This is a genomic window from Pseudomonas sp. WPR_5_2 (genome assembly GCF_003634475.1).
GTDB lineage: Bacteria > Pseudomonadota > Gammaproteobacteria > Pseudomonadales > Pseudomonadaceae > Aquipseudomonas > Aquipseudomonas izuensis.
In genome coordinates this window covers 473,980-492,690 of record NZ_RBLA01000001.1, presented here as the reverse complement: position 1 = coordinate 492,690, position 18,711 = coordinate 473,980, and the positions used below count along the sequence as shown (strand labels likewise).

Here is an 18,711-nt window from a genome sequence, read left to right as displayed (position 1 = left end):
CTGGAGGCTCCGGGGCGCCTCGTGAGGTTCCGGCTGTGAGCTATCTCTGACAATTCCAACAAAGAGAGAGGCAATACCCATGGGTGTGTACGACTACAAGAACCTTGGTACAGCAGACGCCAAAGCGTTGTTCACCGACGCGATGGCAATCACGCTGTATTCCTATCACAACCTCGATAACGGCTTCGCCACCGGTTACCAGCACAATGGTTTCGGCTTGGGCCTGCCCGCCACGCTGGTGACTGCGCTGATCGGTGGCACCGACTCCCAGGGAGCGATTCCCGGCATTCCCTGGAACCCCGACTCGGAGAAAGCCGCACTGGACGCCGTGAAGAAAGCCGGTTGGACACCTGTCACCGCCGCGCAGTTGGGTTATGACGGCAAAGTCGATGCCCGGGGAACCTTCTTCGGCGAAAAGGCCGGCTACACCAGTGCCCAGGTGGAAATCCTCGGCAAATACGATGCCCAGGGGCACCTCACGGAAATCGGCGTCGCCTTTCGCGGTACCAGTGGCCCTCGTGAAAGCCAGATCAGTGACTCCATCGGCGATGTCATCAATGATTTGTTGGCGGCATTGGGTCCGAAGGATTACGCAAAAAACTATGCGGGTGAAGCGTTCGGCAAGCTGTTCGCCGACGTCGCGGCGTTTGCCCAGGCCAACGGGTTGTCCGGCAAGGATGTGCTGGTCAGCGGTCACAGCCTTGGCGGGTTGGCGGTCAACAGCCTGGCGGATTTGAGTGGTGAAAAATGGGGCGGCTTCTTCCAGGATTCCAACTACATCGCCTATGCCTCGCCGACGCAGGGCAGCAGCGACAAGGTGCTGAACGTCGGCTACGAAAACGATCCGGTGTTCCGCGCACTGGACGGCTCGGCATTCAACCTGTCATCGGTCGGCGTGCACGATGCCAATCAAGCCTCGGCCACCAATAACATTGTCAGTTTCAACGACCACTATGCGTCGGCCGCCTGGAATCTGCTGCCGTTTTCCATCCTCAACATCCCGACCTGGATTTCCCATTTGCCGACCGGTTATGGCGACGGCATGACCCGGGTACTGGAATCCGGGTTCTACAACCTCACCAGCAAAGACTCGACCATCATCGTTGCCAACCTATCGGACCCGGCACGGGCCAACACCTGGGTCCAGGACCTGAACCGCAATGCCGAGACCCACAAGGGCAGCACCTTCATCATCGGCAGCGACGGCAATGACCTGATCCAGGGCGGCAAAGGCAACGACTATCTGGAAGGCCGCGATGGCAATGACACCTTTCGCGATGCCGGTGGCTACAACATCCTGTCGGGCGGCAAGGGCCACAATGTGCTGGATTTGCAGCAATCGGTGAAGAACTTCGATTTTGCCAACGACGGTGCCGGCAACCTGTACATCCGCGATGCCAATGGCGGCATCAGCATTACCCGTGACATCGGCAGCATCGTGAGCAAGGAACCGGGCTTTTTATGGGGGCTGTTCAAGGATGACGTGACCCACAGCGTCACCGCCAACGGGCTGGCGGCCGGCAACCAGCTGACTCAGTACGTGTCGTCGGTAAACGGCGGTGCGGGCAACGATACGCTCAAGGCACAGGTGGACGGCAATTGGTTGTTCGGCCTCGACGGCAACGATCATTTGATCGGTGGCAAAGGCAACGACGTGCTGGTCGGCGGGGCTGGCAACGATCTGTTGGAATCGGGGGGCGGGATCGATACCTTCCTGTTCAGCGGCGCGTTTGGCCACGACCGGGTGCTGGGCTATCAGGCCAACGACAAACTGGTGTTTCTCGGGGTGCAAGGCGTGGCGCCGAACGACGACTTGCGGGCCCATGCCACGGCGGTGGGGCAGGATACCGTACTGAGCTTTGGTAATGATTCGGTGACGCTGGTCGGGGTGGGGCTGGATGGTTTGTCTGGTTCGGGGATTGTGATCGGCTGACAGGGCCTCTTCGCGAGCAGGCTCGCTCCCACAGGAGTATGCAGTCCAATGTGGGAGCGAGCCTGCTCGCGAAGAACGATAACTCGGTCCCTAGTCTTCCTTGCGAATCGTCGACACTTCATCCGCCTTGACCTTGACCTTCGCCCCGGAAATATCCTCGAATTCGAAGAAGCCATCCTTGGTTTTGGTTTTCGGCATGTCCTTGGTCAAATACTGGGTGCCGTTCTGCAGGGTCACAACGGTTGGCGTCGAGCAGCCGGTCAGCATCATGAAAGCTGCTGCCGCCAAGGGATAACCCAGAGTCTTGATGTTCATAACCGCCTCTAAAACACTTCAAAAATTCGTTGCGACTGTCGCGCACGACAGCACCTCTATTGCGGTTGGTGCCACGTAAACGCAGAAAGTTCGATGGATCGAAAAAATTAACTGACAGCCCCCTCCACCCATCCTTTTCCGATTGCGCCGGGCAGGGTGTTGCTGGTATCTGTACGCATAACCAGTATTCGCTCGCCATGGTCCATTTACCCGTGACTGCAAACCCGCTCGACGATCCGTTCTATTACCTCAACAATTTCATGCAAGTGCTTGATTGGCTTGAGCATCGCTATGGCGATGTGCTGAGCGTCGAGGAGCAACGGTTCATTGCCGACTTCAATGACCTGTCCCGTGAATCCCGGGCACTACTGGTCAGGATGGTGATGCGCAAGGGCATTCATTTCAGGCGCAGCAAACTGCATTACGCCGAAATCGGTGACATCGCCAGCGCAGCCGAACCCCTCGTGGCACTGGGCTGGCTCGATGAACAATTACCATTGTCGGTCGAGGCGCTGTTCGAGGTATTGCTCAAGGCCGAAATCGTTGAATGCCTGGGCAGCGCCATCGTCCAGCCCAAGGGCAAAAAGGCTGAGTGGCTACCGACGCTGATCGAGCACTTTCCCGAGACGCGCAGCTTTGATCAATGGTGCCCGTCGCTGAACGACCGCTTGTTCAGTTTGACCATCATGGACCTGTGCGATCGCTTGCGCCTGATGTTTTTCGGCAATCTTTACCAGGACTGGTCCGAATTCGTGCTGGCCGACCTTGGGATCTTCACCTACGAAAAAGTCGAGTTTTGCGCCGATTCCCGGGGATTGCGCAGCCGCGAGGACGTGGATGCCTGCCTGTTCCTTCACCAATGCCAGCAGCATTTCGAGGCTGGCGAGGCAGTGGTCGGGATCGTCGAGCAGATCAACGGGTTGAGGCTGAGCAATCCCTGGCTGCAAAGGCGTCGTGAGAAACTGCTGTTCCAGATCGCCCAGCACTGTGAACGCCTGGCGGATTTCTCCACGGCGCTGGCGCTGTACCGTCAATGCGCCTACCCCGGTGCACGCCAGCGGTTGATCCGCGTGCTGGAACGCTGCGAGGAATACGAGCTGGCGCTAGAGCTCGCCACCCAGGCCGAACAATCGCCACAAAGCGCCGCCGAACATCAGCAGGTGTTGCGCATCTTGCCCCGGTTGCGACGCAAACTGGGCGGGCCGCCGGTGAAACGCGCGTCTGCGCGGGAAATGCTGCGTCTGGAGCTGCAATTGCCCCGGACCGACCCGGTGATGTCGGTGGAGTTTTACGTTCAGGCGCATCTGGCCGAAGATTCGGCACCCGTGCATTACGTTGAAAACAGCCTGGTCAACTCACTGTTCGGCCTGCTCTGCTGGCCAGCCATTTTCGCGCCGCTGCCGGGGGCCTTTTTCCACCCGTTCCAGCGCGGCCCGGCGGACCTGCTCAACGAGGATTTCCATGAGCGACGGGTTGACTTGTTCCAGGCCTGTCTTGCCGAGCTCGACGATGGGCGTTACCAGCAAACCATCCGAAAGCGTTACGTCGAAAAATGGGGCGTGCAGTCACCCTTCGTATTCTGGAACGTACTGAACGACGAATTGCTGGAACAAGCCCTGGATTGCCTGCCGGCCGAGCACCTCAAGCACTGGTTCAACCGGCTGTTGCTCGACATCAGGGCCAATCGCGCCGGGATGCCGGACCTCATCCAGTTCTGGCCGCAGCAAAAGACCTACCGCATGATCGAAGTCAAGGGTCCGGGGGATCGCCTGCAGGACAACCAGCTGCGCTGGCTGGAGTTCTGTCATGAACACCACATGCCGATTGCCGTGTGCTACGTGCAATGGGCGGAGCAGGGCGCTTGAGCTACAGCATCGCGGTGCGGGCACTGTGTGAGTTCACCGCCAAGGCCGGCGACCTCGACCTGCGCTTCACACCCTCGCCGACCGCCCTGGAGGGCATCGTCGGGCATCGCACCGTGGCCTCCCGGCGCAGCGAGGGCTATCAGAGCGAAGTGGCACTGGAAGGCCTGTACCGGAATCTGACAGTCAAGGGCAGGGCGGATGGCTACGATCCCGCGCAAAACTGCCTGGAAGAGGTCAAGACCTACCGTGGCGACTTGAGCAAACAACCGGCCAATCACCGCCAACTGCACTGGGCCCAAGCGAAAATCTACGGCTGGCTGATGTGCCGCAAACTTGAGCTCGCGCAGATCAATCTCGCGTTGGTGTACTTCGACATCGTCAGTGAAAAGGAAACCTGCCTGGTCGAGACCTTCAGCGCTGCCCAGTTGCAGCCATTCTTCGAGCTGCATTGCGCACTGTTCCTGAATTGGGCCGAGCAGGAAATGGTCCATCGCGAGGGGCGAAATCGGGCGGCACAAGCGTTGGCGTTTCCCCATGCCGACTTTCGACCGGGCCAGCGTCATCTCGCCGAATCGGTGTTCAAAGCCGTCAGCACCGGCCGCTGCCTGATGGCCCAGGCACCGACGGGGATTGGCAAGACCGTTGGCACCTTGTTCCCGATGCTCAAGGCCCTCGCGCCGCAGCAACTGGACAAGGTGTTCTTTCTCACGGCGAAAACCCCGGGGCGCAAACTGGCACTGGACGCGGCGCAGGTGATCCTTAAAAGTGCCGATGCACCGCCCTTGCGCGTGCTGGAGATGATTGCCCGGGACAAGGCCTGCGAGCATCCGGACAAGGCTTGCCATGGGGAGTCCTGTCCATTGGCCCAGGGTTTCTACGACCGCCTGCCGGCCGCACGCCAGGCTGCCAGCGAAGTGAACCTGCTTGACCAGGATGCATTGCGCCGGATCGCCCTGGACCACGGGGTATGTCCGTACTACCTGAGTCAGGAAATGGCCCGCTGGGTCGATGTGGTGGTTGCCGATTACAACTATTACTTCGACTTCAGCGCCTTGCTGTTCGGGCTGGCACAGGCCAACCAATGGAAAGTCGCGGTACTGGTGGACGAGGCCCACAACCTGGTGGAGCGCGGCCGTCAGATGTACAGCGCCAGTCTTGATCAAGCGACCCTCAACGCCGTACGAAAAACCGCCCCCGAGCCGTTGAAAAAGCCCTTGCAGCGGGTCAATCGCGAATGGAATGCCTTGCATGATCAGCAACAAGGCACCTATCAGGCTTATGACAAGGCCCCGGAGAAACTGCTCCAGGCACTCTCATCCTGCAGTGCCAGCATCGGCGACTACCTCAACGATCACCCGCAAGGACTGGACAGCACGCTCCAGGGCTTTTATTTCGACCTGTTGCAGTTCGGACGGGTGGCCGAGCTCTTCGACGAACACTTCCTGTTCGATATCAGCAAACGCGACCTTGAGCGCAAACGACAGCTCTCGCAGCTGTGCCTGCGCAACGTGGTGCCAGCCCGCTTCATCGGACCTCGCCTGACAGCGGCACGCAGTACTGTGCTGTTCTCGGCAACACTCAGTCCGCGTCACTATTACGCCGATCTGCTGGGGACTCCGGCGAATACGGTGTGCATCGACGTCGAATCGCCGTTTGACGCCGACCAGTTGCAAGTGCATATCGTCAGCCGGATCTCCACTCGGTTCGCCCATCGCCAGGCGTCCGTGGCGCCGATTGTTGAATTGATCGCCAGCCAGTTCAGCCAGCGCCCCGGCAACTACCTGGCGTTTTTCAGCAGCTTTGATTATTTGCAGCAAGTGTCGCAGTCACTGGCCGAACGTTATCCAGGGATCAACCTGTGGTCGCAGTCCCGAGGCATGGCGGAGGCACAACGCCAGGAATTTCTCGACCGGTTCACCGAAGGCGGCGAGGGCATCGGTTTTGCGGTATTGGGCGGGGCATTCGGCGAAGGCATCGACTTGCCCGGCGCGCGGCTGATCGGTGCGTTCATCGCCACCCTGGGGCTGGCGCAATTCAATCCGGTCAATGAGCAGATGAAAGGCCGCATGGCCGCGATTTTCGGTGCCGGTTACGACTACACCTACCTGTTTCCCGGTGTGCAGAAAGTGGTGCAGGCCGCCGGCAGGGTGATTCGTACACAACAGGACCAAGGGGTGGTGATGCTGATCGATGATCGCTTCGGCGAGAGCAAGGTCAGGCAATTGTTGCCGCGCTGGTGGTCGATCGAACCGACGCTTTTTCATTCGGCGATGTAGGATTTTTTACTTTAAAAAACATCGACATGCCTTGATCAAATCATCCATTTGATTAAATAGCGAAAGCACACTTTATTGATAGGGCTGGTGACCGGATCACCCAACTATTTGATAAGGAAATCAAACCATGTCGCAAACATCGAAATACACCTACACCTCTGACCAGGTCACTGCTGCATTCAGTGAAATAAGCGCAACGCTGTTCGATGGCAAAACGGTGGAACCCATCCCCAAGCTATTGGCTGTTGTCGGGTTGGAATCTTCAGGTAAAACCTACCTGCTTGAAAAGGCCCTCCTGCCAACGCAGCGCTACACCAATTACGTTCGGCTGTACCTGCCTCAATACCGCAAGAAACACCCCCAATATGAAGACATGATCAAAGAGGGTGTCTTGCATGCTTATGAACATACGGAGTCGTTTGTGCGAGAGGTCTGCACGATGATCTTCACCAAGGCCTTCACCGGCAAATACAACATCATCATGGAGTCAGCCTTCGACAATATCGACCTCGTGTCCTTTCCTCCTTTGGCGACGGCCAGCGGGTATCAATTCGAGACCCACATCGTTGGTTGTACTCAAGAGTTTGCCCACGTGTCGAGTTTCAAAAGGGCGCTCAAAAGTCTGCAAAACAATGAAATGGAGAGATTTCTCTCCGTGTCGAAGCTGGATGCCAGCATGAGCCATGCCAAGGCAATCCTTGTGGCCCTGGAAAACGCGGCGAAGGCGATCAGTGGCTCCCGGATCAACCTGTACGAGCGCGGTTTCGGGCCTCTGAAGGAGCGGACCCAGGTTGCCCACAGCACGTATTCAAAAGCCGCAGATGGTAAAGTCACCACTACGACAACCAAGGTCGATTTTTCGTACGACGCGTACTCCAGCATTATCGAGAACCACGTTTTCGCAGTGAGCGATCGTAATGAAATGATCAAGGAGTGCCAGTTGGCACTGTTCCAGGCGGCGATTCATGCCGAGAAAGTTCCGGACTTCGTCTATAACGAGCTGAACGCCTACATCGTCAAATACGTCAATCGATAGCGCTTGCCCGGCTGTCCAAACGGCTAATCTGTCGCATACTCCAGACATACAATTCTGATGCGAGAACTCAATGAGCGAGGATCGAGGCAAAGTGGGCGTCAGCGAGGAAACGCGCTTCCGCCTGCTGATCGATGCGGTGGTCGATTATGCGATCTACATGATTGATCCCGACGGCATCATAACCAGCTGGAACGCGGGCGCCAGGCGATTCAAGGGGTATGAGGAAGCCGAGATTCTCGGCCAGCATTTCTCCCGTTTCTACACCGAAGAGGATCGCCAGGCCGGTTTGCCGCAACGGGCGCTGGACACGGCGATTCGCGAGGGGCGTTTCGAAGGCGAGGGCTGGCGTGTGCGCAAGGACGGCACGCATTTCTGGTCCCATGTGGTGATCGATCCGATCCGCGATCCTTCGGGCAGGCTGCTGGGTTTTGCCAAGATCACCCGCGACCTGACCGATCGCAAGGCAGCCGAAGAAACCCTCAAGCAAAGCGAGCAGCAATTCCGTTTGCTGGTGCAAAGCGTCACCGATTACGCCATCTACATGCTAGGCCCCGATGGCCGTGTGACCAACTGGAATCCTGGCGCCCAGCGCATCAAGGGCTACTTGCCCGAAGAGGTCATTGGCCAGCACTTTTCGATGTTTTATACCCCCGAGGATCGCGCAGCCGGCGAGCCGTTTCGCACCCTGGACATCGCGACGCGCGAAGGGCGGTTCGAAAACAAGGGCTGGCGTTTGCGCAAGGACGGTACGCGGTTTCTCGCCCATGTGGTGGTGGACCCGATCTGGGGCGATACCGGCACATTGCTCGGTTTCGCCAAGATCACCCGGGACATCACCGAGGCCGCACAGGCGCAGCAAGCCCTGGAGAAAACCCGCGAGGCGCTGTTCCAGGCGCAGAAAATGCAGGCCATCGGCCAGCTCAGTGGCGGTATTGCCCACGACTTCAACAATCTGCTGACCGTTATCCTGGGCAATCTGGAAATCGTCCGCAAACGCATAGACGACGATCCGCGATTAACCCGTTTGCTGGATAACGCCACCCAGGGCGCCTTGCGTGGTGTATCCCTGACCCAGCGCATGTTGGCGTTTGCCCGACGGCAGGAACTCAAGGCCGAACCCATCGAAATACCGAAGCTGGTGGAGGGCATCACCGGTCTGCTGCGCAGCTCCCTGGGGCCGACGGTGAAAATCGAAACCTGTTTTACGCCAGAGCCCGAGCCGGTGCTGGCCGACGTCAATCAGCTGGAGCTGGCGGTTCTCAACCTGGCGACCAATGCTCGCGATGCGATGCCCAATGGCGGCACCATCGTGCTTGGCACCCGCTCGGAAGTGGTCCTCGATCAGCCGCATACAACGCTGGCGCCAGGGCGTTACGTGTGTTTTTCCATCACCGATACAGGGATGGGCATGGACGACGCCACGCTGTCTTCGGCGATGGACCCGTTTTTCACCACCAAGGGCGTCGGCAAGGGGACGGGCCTGGGGCTGTCGATGGTGCATGGCTTTATCGAACAAATGGGCGGGCGCTTCATACTCAAAAGCGAGAAGGACAAAGGCACCACCGCCGAACTCTGGTTGCCCGTGGCCAGGGTCGGATCGGTGGCCGAGCGACAGGGCCCGGAGCTGGCAGCACCGCAGGTTCCACGGCTCAATGTATTGGTGGTCGATGACGACAGCCTGGTATTGACCAGCACCTGCCTGTTGCTGGAAGACCTCGGACATCACGTCTGCATTGCGGAGTCCGCCGCCCAGGCGTTGCAGTTGCTTGAAAACCAGCAGCACTTCGACCTGGTCATCACCGATATGGCCATGCCGCAAATGAATGGCGCGCAACTGGCACAAGCCATCCAGATCATGAACCCGACCCTGCCGATCATCCTCGCCACCGGTTTTGCGGAGCGGCTGGATGGCTTTGCGACCCGACTTCCACGGTTGTCGAAACCCTTTACGCAAAAAAGCCTGGTGGAAATCATTGCCTCGACGATGAAGTGAGCCGACGGTTGTGCTGCTCATAGCGCGCCAGCATTGGCTGAGTGCTGATGCCGTGCAGCAGAATGCTTAGCGCGACCACTGACAGCGTGAGGTCGGTGCACAGGCTGGCCAGCGCTGGCGCAAGCTCGTGATTCAAGGCGTAGAACAGGTAGTAAAAGCTACCGATGCCGCGAATCCCGAACCAACCGATCAACAATCGTTGCCGGCCGTTCAGCAAACGGCCCCATGGCACCAGTGCGACGCTGAGGGGACGAATCACGCAGAACAGCGCCAGGGAAATCGACAGCGCGCGCCAGTCCCAGTGACTGACCAATACCACCCCGAGCAAGGTCACCAGAAACACTTCCATGGCCCGTTCGACGAGACTGCCAAAGGACAGCATGTCGCCGATCATGATCCCGGCGGCAACCTGCGTGTCCTCCAGGTGTTCCACATCGCCGTGCACGGCATCGTCAGGTTCGACATTCTGGTGACCGACGACCGGTTGCACCAGGTGCTCGGCCGGCGGCTGCAAATGTCCCGTGGAATTGACCTCCGCCCCACGCAGGCCCAAGCCGGCGGCAAACACCGAAAGAAAACCGTAGGCGTATACCGATTCTGCCGTGACATAGGCCAGGGCAATCAGCGCGAATGTCAGGTAATCATTGGGGGAGAAGGTACTGTCGGCATTGCGGATACGCATCGACAGGGTCAAGCGGCCGATGCCGCGTCCCATGCAGTAACCGATCAACAGACCGGCGGGCACGGCCCACAACAGGCGCTTGAGTGCCCAGTCATCCAGCCAGGCGCTGGAGGAGCCGCTGCCTTGTTGCAGGAACAGTAGAGCGAGAATGACAAACGGAAAGGCGATGCCATCGTTGAGCCCCGCCTCGCCCGAAAGCGCGAAACGCACCGGGTCGTCATCCTTGGCGTCGTTGACCTGCACCAACGAAGCCAGCACCGGGTCGGTGGGTGCCAGAATCGCGCCGATCAGCAACGACGGGCCCCATGGGAGCTCGAAGGCAACGTGCAGTAGCAGGCAGACACCGGTAATGGTCAGGAGCATCACCGGCCCCGCCAGACCGAACGCCACCCGCCACTTGCGATCCCTGAGCGGCAGGCGCAATTTCAGTCCGCAGACAAACAAGGAAAACAACACCGCGACTTCGGTCAGGTGCTCCATCCAGAAGGCGGCGTCCTTGATATCCAGCCTGAGCCAGGCCAAACCTGCCGGCCCGATGGCCACCCCGAGCGTCAGGCACACGGCTGACGTGGTCACCGGCAGCCAGCGCAGGTACGACGAGGTGAGTGCCAGTGTCAGCAACACGGCACCCAACACCGCGACCCAGGCAATGAAGCTCATGGCCCCGGGTCATCAACCGACCGTGGCACGCAAATATCCCGGCGACAGCATGTTGAACCAAATCAGGATCATTTCCACCAGGATCGTGACCAGCACCAGTAACCCGACGCCCCAGACGCAAGTCGAATTGAGCAAACCTTGTTCCTTGCGTTCATGCATGAACGTCGGCAGCCCCACGAACAGCAAAAACGTCGAATAGACCGACGCAGCCCCCAGCACCAGGATCGCCAGCCAGCGACTGGGGTACAGGCCTGCAAGGCCCGCCACGAAGAACGGCGTGACGGTGTAGGCGGCAAAACCTATGCATTGGTTGACCGTTGGCCGCGCGTCGAAAGTACGCGACATCCAGCGGATAAACAGCCCGATCAGCACGACGCCGACCAGGATACTCACGTATAGCAACAGGCACAGTTGCAGCGCACTGGCAGCACTGAGCCTGACCGTTTCATTTTCCGCCAGACTCCAGCCCACATAAGTCGTCCCGAAATACAGGCACACCGGGGGGACCAGGCCAAGCAGGAGCAAATGTGCGAGATAGTGGCGAGGATGCGCTTCCTCTTCCTTGCGAATATCCGTCCACGCGTAGTTCGGTTGGGTGAACAGCTTGACGAAAGGTGCGGACATGACGACCTCCAGGTATCAAGAAACCGCCATGGCCGTATTTCGCCATGGCCGGGCTCATAAGCTGTGGAGCACTGGAGGTGTCCGCCGGTTCCATTTTTCATCGGCGTCAAAGTATCGGCTTGCCCCCGGTCACGCCAAAGCGTTGGCCGGTGATGTAGCTGCCCTCGTCCGAGGCCAGCAGGACATAAATCGGCGCCACTTCCACCGGTTGGCCCGGGCGCCCCAGCGGCGTGTTGCCGCCGAAGTTCTGCACCGTTTCTTGTGGCATGGTCGAGACAATCAGGGGTGTCCAGATCGGCCCCGGCGCCACGCTGTTCACGCGGATGTTCTTGGGCCCGAGCATTTGTGCCAAGCCCGCGGTGAAGTTGGCGATTGCCCCTTTGGTGGTGGCATAGGCGAGCAGGGTGGGGTTGGGCATGTCCGAATTGACCGAGCTGGTATTGATGATCGAACTACCGGGCTTCATGTGTTTCAACGCAGCCTGGCAAATCCTGAAGATCGCGGTGATGTTGACGTCGAAGGTCATCACCCATTCTTCGTCGGAGATGTCTTCAAGGGTCTCGTGGGTCATCTGGAATGCGGCGTTATTGACCAGCACGTCGATACGACCGAAGCGTTCGACGGTTTTTTCCACCAGTGCGCGGCAATGCACCTTGTGCGCCAGGTCCCCGGGCAGCAGCAGGCATTGCCGGCCTGCCTGCTCGACCCAACGCGCGGTTTCCTCGGCATCGTCCTGCTCATCGAGGTAGGCAATGGCGACATCCGCGCCTTCGCGGGCGAAAGCGATGACGACTGCACGGCCGATACCGCTGTCACCGCCGGTAATCAGGGCAATCTTGCCCTCCAGGCGTCCCGAGCCCTTGTAGCTTTGTTCACCACAGTCGGGATACGGGTCCATTTTTCGTTGCGAGCCGGGGACAGGCTGGTGTTGTTTGGGGAAGGGTGGTTTTGGATAGTCGGTCATCATTGATCTCCGGGCTCAAGGAGGATTCAAAAGGTTGACCGTGGTGTTTTGGCTTGAGTTCGGTTGGATTTCAGAGGGATTGCACTACTTCAGAAATCACAGAAATCCTCTGTGGGAGCGAGCCTGATCGCGAAGACGGTATGTCAGTCTCCAGCAATGTTACTGTGCTGACGCCTTCGCGAGCAGGCTCGCTCCCACAAGGGGATCTGTGGTGGATCAGGCCTTGAGGTGACGCAAACTGCGCTCCATCCGGGCAATCCCTTCCTCCAGCAACGACCGTGGGCAACCGAAGTTCAAGCGTACGAATTGTTTGCAGTCATCACCGAAATCCAAACCGGGGCTCAAGCCCACCCTGGCCTGTTCGAGGAAAAACTGCTGCGGGTTGTCCAGCCCCAGCGCCGTGCAGTCGAGCCATGCCAGGTAAGTGCTTTGCGGCACGTTCATGGTGATGCCTGGCAGGCGGGTGCGCACCGCGTCGACCAGGTAATCCCGGTTACCTTGCAGGTAAGCGCTCAGCTCGGCCAGCCAGGGCCCGGCTTCGCTGTAGGCGACACGGGTGGCTTCCAGGCCCAGCGGGTTGACGCTGTCGACCATGCCGCAACGGGCGTGGTTGACCCGCTCGCGCAGGTGGCGGTTCTGGATGATCATGAACGAGGTTTTCAACCCGGCGATGTTGTAGGCCTTGCTGGCCGACATCAGGGTGATGGTGCGTTGGGCGACTTGTGGGCCCAGGGTCGCCATCGGAATGTGTTTACGCCCATCGAAGCACAGCTCGGCATGGATCTCGTCGGAAATGATCCAGGCGTCGTGCTCCTGGCAGATGTCGGCGATGGCTTGCAGTTCGTCGCGGGGGAAAGCTTTGCCCAGCGGGTTGTGCGGGTTGCTCAGCAGCAGGGCACCGCCGCCTTGCAGCGACCGGCTCAGGGTTTGCAGCGGCGTGGTGTAGGTGCCGTCCGGCTGTGCGTCGAAATTCAGCTCGACCTTGTTCAGGCCCCAATGGCCCGGGGCATGGCGCAGTGGTGGGTAGTTCGGAACCTGCACCACGACATTCTGTTGTGGCTGGACCAGTGCCTTGAGCGCCATGTTGAAGCCCGATTCAACCCCCGGCAGGAAGATCAACTCCTGCGGCTCGACGCGCCAGGCGTACTTGTTCCACAGGTCGGCAACGATGGCTTCGCGCAGGTTGTCCGGGGCCACGCTGTAGCCGACCATCGGGTGTTCCAGGCGCTTTTGCAGGGCCTGGATGATCATCGGCGGCGCGGCGAAATCCATGTCGGCGACCCACATCGGCAACACATCGGCCGGGTAGCGGCTCCATTTGGTGCTGCCGGTGTTGTGGCGGTCGAACACCTGGTCAAAATCGAAAGTCATGCGCGGTCTCGTGAAGGCGGGGTTAATCATGCCGGCCATGATAAGCGCCAATCGGTTCAAACAACACAATCCCTGTGGGAGCTGGCTTGCCAGCGATGACGGCGGCACAGTCAAAATTGATCTTGGCTGACCCACCGCTATCGCGGGCAAGCCCGCTCCCACAGGTTTCGACAAACGGCCGACGGTCGGTTTTCACACAGATTGTCAGTGTGTTGACTAAAGTTTGAGATGTCGGCAGCCCGTCTGCCGCGACCGTGTTTGCCCGGAAAAATCCGGCAAAGCACCGGATCTCCACCTGATCAGGAGTGCACGATGGACCTCAGCCGTCGTCAGTTCTTCAAGGTCGCCGGTATCGGCCTTGCAGGCTCTAGCCTGGGCGCGTTGGGCATGGCCCCGACGCCTGCCTTTGCCGAACAGGTGCGTCACTTCAAGCTCGCCCATACCCATGAAACCCGCAACACCTGCCCGTATTGCTCGGTCGGTTGTGGGGTGATCATGTACAGCCAGGGCGATGCGGCGAAGAATGTCGCGCAAAGCATCATCCACATCGAAGGTGACGCCGACCACCCGGTCAACCGCGGCACCCTGTGCCCTAAAGGCGCCGGCCTGCTGGACTTCATTCACAGCCCCGGGCGCCTGCAATACCCGCAAGTGCGCAAACCCGGCAGCAGTGAATGGACGCGTATCGGCTGGGATGAAGCGCTGGATCGCATCGCCGACCTGATGAAGGCTGACCGCGACGCCAACTTCATCGAGAAGAATGCCCAGGGCCAGACAGTGAACCGCTGGCTGACCACCGGTTTCCTCGCGGCCTCGGCGGCGTCCAACGAAGCGGGTTACATCACCCACAAGGTGGTTCGCAGTCTCGGCATGCTGGGGTTCGATAACCAGGCGCGTGTCTGACACGGCCCGACGGTGGCAAGTCTTGCCCCGACGTACGGCCGTGGTGCCATGACCAATACCTGGACCGATATCGCCAACGCGAACCTGGTCCTGGTGATGGGCGGCAACGCAGCAGAAGCGCACCCCTGCGGCTTCAAGTGGGTGACCGAAGCCAAGGCGCACAACAAGGCGCGGCTGATCGTGGTCGATCCGCGTTTTACCCGAACCGCCTCGGTGGCCGACTATTACGCGCCGATTCGTACCGGTACCGACATCGCGTTCATGGGCGGTCTGATCAACTACCTGCTGACCGAGGACAAGATCCAGCACGAGTACGTGCGCAATTACACCGACGTGTCGTTCATCGTCAAGGCCGGTTATGGCTTCGAGGATGGTATTTTCAGCGGGTATGACGCAGCCAAACGCCTCTACACCGACAAATCCGGCTGGGGCTATGAACTCGGTGAGGACGGTTTCGTCAAGACCGATCCGACCCTGCAGGACCCGCACTGCGTCTATCAGTTGATGAAGCAGCATTACAGCCGCTACAGCCTCGAACTGGCGAGCCAGATTTGCGGCATGCCGGTCGATGCCATGCAAAAAATCTGGGAAGAAATCGCCACCTGCTCGACACCGGGCAAGACCATGACGATTCTCTATGCCCTGGGCTGGACCCAGCATTCGATCGGCTCGCAGATCATCCGTAGCGCGGCGATGGTGCAATTGCTGCTGGGTAACGTCGGCATGCCGGGTGGCGGCGTGAATGCCTTGCGCGGGCACTCCAATATCCAGGGCCTGACCGACCTGGGCCTGTTGTCCAACTCGCTGCCGGGTTACCTCACGTTGCCCCTCGACGCCGAGCAGGATTACAACGCCTACATCGTCAAACGCACGCAAAAACCATTGCGTCCGGGGCAATTGTCCTATTGGCAGAACTACAGCAAGTTCCACGTCAGCCTGATGAAATCCTGGTATGGCGCCAACGCCACGGCCGAGAACAACTGGGCTTACGAGTACCTGCCGAAACTGGACATTCCCAACTACGACATCCTCAAGGTCTTCGACCTGATGGGCCAGGGCAAGGTCAACGGCTACATGTGCCAGGGCTTCAACCCGATTGCCGCGCTGCCGGACAAGAACCGGGTGATGGCGGCGTTGGCCAAGCTCAAATGGCTGGTGGTGATGGACCCGTTGTCCACCGAGACCTCGGAATTCTGGAAAAACGTCGGGCCGTACAACGATGTGAAAAGCGCCGATATCCAGACCGAAGTGATCCGCCTGCCCACCACGTGTTTCGCCGAAGAAGACGGTTCGCTGGTCAACAGCAGCCGTTGGCTGCAGTGGCACTGGAAAGGCGCTGATGGCCCCGGCCAGGCACGGACCGACATACGGATCATGGCCGAACTGTTCCTGCGTCTGCGTCAGCGTTACCAGGCCAATGGTGGTGCTTATCCAGATCCCATCCTTAAATTGACCTGGCCGTACAAGGTTCCCGACGAGCCTTCGCCGGAGGAACTGGCCAAGGAAATCAACGGCAGTGCCGCCGCCGACTTCACCGACGCCACCGGCGCGGCGATCAAGGCCAATGCGCAACTGGCCGCGTTCAGCCAGCTCAAGGATGACGGCAGCACGGCCTCCGGTTGCTGGATTTTCTGCGGCAGTTGGACCGAAGCGGGCAACCAGATGGCCCGGCGCGATAACAATGATCCGTTCGGCATGCACCAGCATCAGGGCTGGGCCTGGGCTTGGCCGGCCAACCGACGGATTCTCTACAACCGAGCCTCCGCCGACCCGCAAGGCAAGCCGTGGGACGAGAAAAAACGCCTGGTGTGGTGGAACGGAAAAGCCTGGGGCGGTACCGATGTGCCGGACTACAAGGCCGACGTGCCTCCGGAAGCGGGGATGAATCCGTTCATCATGAACCCCGAAGGCGTGGCGCGGTTCTTTGCCGTCGACAAGATGAACGAAGGCCCGTTCCCCGAGCATTACGAACCGTTCGAAACGCCGATCGGCATCAACCCGCTGCACCCGCAAAACAAGAAAGCCACCAGCAACCCGGCGGCGCGGATCTTCGATTCGGTGTGGGATTCCCTCGGCGTGGCCAAGGATTATCCGTACGCCGCTACCAGCTACCGACTGACCGAGCATTTCCACTTCTGGAGCAAGCATTGCCGGCTCAACGCAATTGCCCAGCCCGAGCAATTCGTCGAAATCGGCGAGGTGCTGGCCAAGGAGAAAGGCATCGTCGCCGGTGACCGCGTGCGCGTCAGCAGCAAGCGCGGGCACATCGAAGCGGTGGCGGTGGTGACCAAACGGATCCGGCCGTTGCAGGTCAACAATCAGGTGGTGCACCAGATCGGGATTCCACTGCACTGGGGGTTCACCGGCCTGACGCGTCACGGTTACCTGACCAACACCCTGGTGCCGTTCCTCGGCGATGGCAACACCCAGACCCCGGAATCCAAGTCATTCCTGGTCAACGTGGAGAAAATCTAAATGGCCAGCCAAGACATCATTGCCCGCTCGGCCACCACCACCGTGCCTTCGTCGGTGCGCAACCTGGAGGAAGTGGCGAAGCTGATCGACACCACCAAGTGCATCGGCTGCAAGGCCTGCCAGGTCGCCTGCTCGGAATGGAACGAGCTGCGCGACGATGTCGGTCACAACCTCGGCACCTACGACAATCCCCAGGACCTCAGCGCAGAAACCTGGACCCTGATGCGCTTCACCGAGCACGAAACCGATGCCGGGAACCTGGAATGGCTGATTCGCAAGGACGGTTGCATGCACTGCGCCGAGCCCGGTTGCCTGGCGGCATGCCCCAGCCCCGGGGCGATCATCAAGCACGCCAACGGCATTGTCGATTTCAATCAGGACCATTGCATCGGCTGCGGTTACTGCATCACCGGTTGCCCGTTCAACATTCCGCGCATCTCGCAGAAGGATCACAAGGCCTACAAGTGCACGCTGTGTTCGGACCGGGTGGCAGTAGGGCTGGAGCCGGCCTGCGTGAAAACCTGCCCGACCGGCGCCATCGTGTTCGGCTCCAAGGAAGACATGAAGGAACATGCCGCCGAGCGCATCGTCGACCTCAAGAGCCGCGGCTTTGACAACGCCGGTCTGTATGACCCGGCAGGCGTCGGCGGCACCCACGTGATGTATGTGTTGCACCACGCCGACACGCCGAAACTGTACGCCGGGTTGCCCAGCGATCCGGTCATCAGCCCGTTGGTCAGCCTGTGGAAAGGCGTGAGCAAACCCCTGGCGCTGCTGGCCATGGGCGCGGCGGTGCTGGCCGGGTTCTTCCACTACGTGCGTGTCGGTCCGCAGGTGGTCGAAGAGGATGAACTTCCACACGGCCCGGACCCGGCGGTGCATGAAGTCGATCCGTCGGTGCACACCTATGATCCGAAGCAGGCTCCGAAGACAGGGGGCAGACCATGATTCGCAAGCAGATCCTTCGCTACACCGCCAACCAGCGCACCAATCACTGGCTGGTGGCGATCCTGTTTCTCATGGCCGGGTTGTCCGGGCTGGCACTGTTTCATCCGGCCTTGTTCTGGCTGAGCAACCTGTTCGGCGGCGGCCCCTGGACCCGCATCCTGCACCCGTTCATGGGCGTGCTGATGTTCCTGTTTTTCCTTGGTCTGGTGTTCCGTTTCTGGCGCGCCAACACCTTCATCGCCAATGATCGATTGTGGCTGCGACGCATCGACCGGGTCATGCGCAACGAAGAGGAGGGCGTGCCACCCATTGGCAAGTACAACCCGGGGCAGAAACTGCTGTTCTGGACTTTACTGCTGTGCATGCTGGTGTTGCTGTTCAGCGGGTTGGTGATCTGGCGGGCGTATTTCAGTGCGTATTTCGGCATCACGGCCATTCGCTGGGCGATGCTGCTGCATGCCCTGGCGGGTTTCGTGCTGATCCTGAGCATCATCGTGCACATCTACGCCGGCATCTGGATCAAGGGTTCCGTCAGCGCCATGCTGCACGGCTGGGTCAGCCGCGCATGGGCGAAGAAACACCACGAACTGTGGTATCGGGAAGTGACGCGGGACGAGCGTCCCGACCCGCCGCTGAACAAAATGCCTTTGAACAAAAAGGGATAGC

13 protein-coding genes are annotated in these 18,711 nt (G+C 59.7%); 8 read left to right on the top strand and 5 right to left on the bottom strand.

The window, feature by feature from the left end; translation table 11 throughout:
• Positions 1 to 79: 79 nt before the first annotated feature.
• Positions 80 to 1,933 (top strand): polyurethanase, encoded by a 1,854-nt coding sequence (locus tag BJ917_RS02220; protein ID WP_121101525.1) that lies wholly within the window; start codon positions 80 to 82, stop codon positions 1,931 to 1,933.
• Positions 1,934 to 2,023: 90 nt separating this feature from the next.
• Here the strand turns inward: BJ917_RS02220 and BJ917_RS02215 are convergent, their stop codons facing one another.
• Entirely contained in the window at positions 2,024 to 2,248 is a 225-nt protein-coding gene (locus BJ917_RS02215) for a YgdI/YgdR family lipoprotein (protein ID WP_096511360.1), read from the bottom strand.
• Positions 2,249 to 2,445: 197 nt separating this feature from the next.
• Here BJ917_RS02215 and BJ917_RS02210 point away from each other — a divergent pair, with 197 nt between their 5' ends.
• The 4 genes from BJ917_RS02210 (at position 2,446) to BJ917_RS02195 (ending at position 9,418) form a co-directional block, all read left to right on the top strand.
• Positions 2,446 to 4,113, top strand: a complete 1,668-nt coding sequence (locus tag BJ917_RS02210; protein ID WP_121101522.1) for a VRR-NUC domain-containing protein — start codon at positions 2,446 to 2,448, stop codon at positions 4,111 to 4,113.
• The gene (locus tag BJ917_RS02205) at positions 4,110 to 6,389 is read left to right on the top strand and encodes an ATP-dependent DNA helicase (RefSeq protein ID WP_121103079.1); all 2,280 of its coding nucleotides are present in this window, start codon (positions 4,110 to 4,112) and stop codon (positions 6,387 to 6,389) included. The genes BJ917_RS02210 and BJ917_RS02205 overlap by 4 nt, the downstream gene beginning before the upstream one ends.
• A gap of 127 nt (positions 6,390 to 6,516) precedes the next feature.
• Entirely contained in the window at positions 6,517 to 7,425 is a 909-nt protein-coding gene (locus BJ917_RS02200) for a zeta toxin family protein (RefSeq protein ID WP_121101519.1), read from the top strand.
• Between the two features lie 70 nt (positions 7,426 to 7,495).
• Complete coding sequence (locus BJ917_RS02195) at positions 7,496 to 9,418, top strand: PAS domain-containing sensor histidine kinase (protein ID WP_096511365.1); 1,923 nt, start codon at positions 7,496 to 7,498, stop codon at positions 9,416 to 9,418.
• On the opposite strand, the gene BJ917_RS02190 is transcribed toward BJ917_RS02195, so the two are convergent.
• The 4 genes from BJ917_RS02190 to BJ917_RS02175 all read right to left on the bottom strand — a co-directional run bounded on the left by BJ917_RS02190 (position 9,396) and on the right by BJ917_RS02175 (position 13,719).
• Positions 9,396 to 10,760 (bottom strand): sodium:proton antiporter, encoded by a 1,365-nt coding sequence (locus BJ917_RS02190; protein WP_121101516.1) that lies wholly within the window; start codon positions 10,758 to 10,760, stop codon positions 9,396 to 9,398. The genes BJ917_RS02195 and BJ917_RS02190 overlap by 23 nt on opposite strands.
• Positions 10,761 to 10,772: 12 nt before the next feature.
• The gene (locus tag BJ917_RS02185; protein WP_121101513.1) at positions 10,773 to 11,384 is read right to left on the bottom strand and encodes a Yip1 family protein; all 612 of its coding nucleotides are present in this window, start codon (positions 11,382 to 11,384) and stop codon (positions 10,773 to 10,775) included.
• A 106-nt stretch (positions 11,385 to 11,490) separates the two neighbouring features.
• The gene (locus BJ917_RS02180) at positions 11,491 to 12,348 is read right to left on the bottom strand and encodes an SDR family oxidoreductase (RefSeq protein WP_121101510.1); all 858 of its coding nucleotides are present in this window, start codon (positions 12,346 to 12,348) and stop codon (positions 11,491 to 11,493) included.
• A gap of 216 nt (positions 12,349 to 12,564) precedes the next feature.
• The gene (locus BJ917_RS02175; RefSeq protein ID WP_121101507.1) at positions 12,565 to 13,719 is read right to left on the bottom strand and encodes a MalY/PatB family protein; all 1,155 of its coding nucleotides are present in this window, start codon (positions 13,717 to 13,719) and stop codon (positions 12,565 to 12,567) included.
• Between the two features lie 312 nt (positions 13,720 to 14,031).
• Between BJ917_RS02175 and fdnG the strand changes: the two genes are divergently transcribed.
• Genes fdnG through BJ917_RS02155 form a run of 3 tightly spaced genes read left to right on the top strand, consistent with a single transcriptional unit; the run spans position 14,032 to position 18,710 of the window.
• A complete protein-coding gene (gene fdnG / locus BJ917_RS02165) occupies positions 14,032 to 17,097 on the top strand; it encodes a formate dehydrogenase-N subunit alpha (protein ID WP_147432534.1) in 3,066 nt (1,021 codons plus the stop codon).
• A complete protein-coding gene (gene fdxH, locus BJ917_RS02160; protein WP_096511379.1) occupies positions 17,098 to 18,045 on the top strand; it encodes a formate dehydrogenase subunit beta in 948 nt (315 codons plus the stop codon).
• Entirely contained in the window at positions 18,042 to 18,710 is a 669-nt protein-coding gene (locus BJ917_RS02155; protein WP_096511381.1) for a formate dehydrogenase subunit gamma, read from the top strand. The genes fdxH and BJ917_RS02155 overlap by 4 nt, the downstream gene beginning before the upstream one ends.
• The last annotated feature ends 1 nt before the right edge of the window (position 18,711 follow it).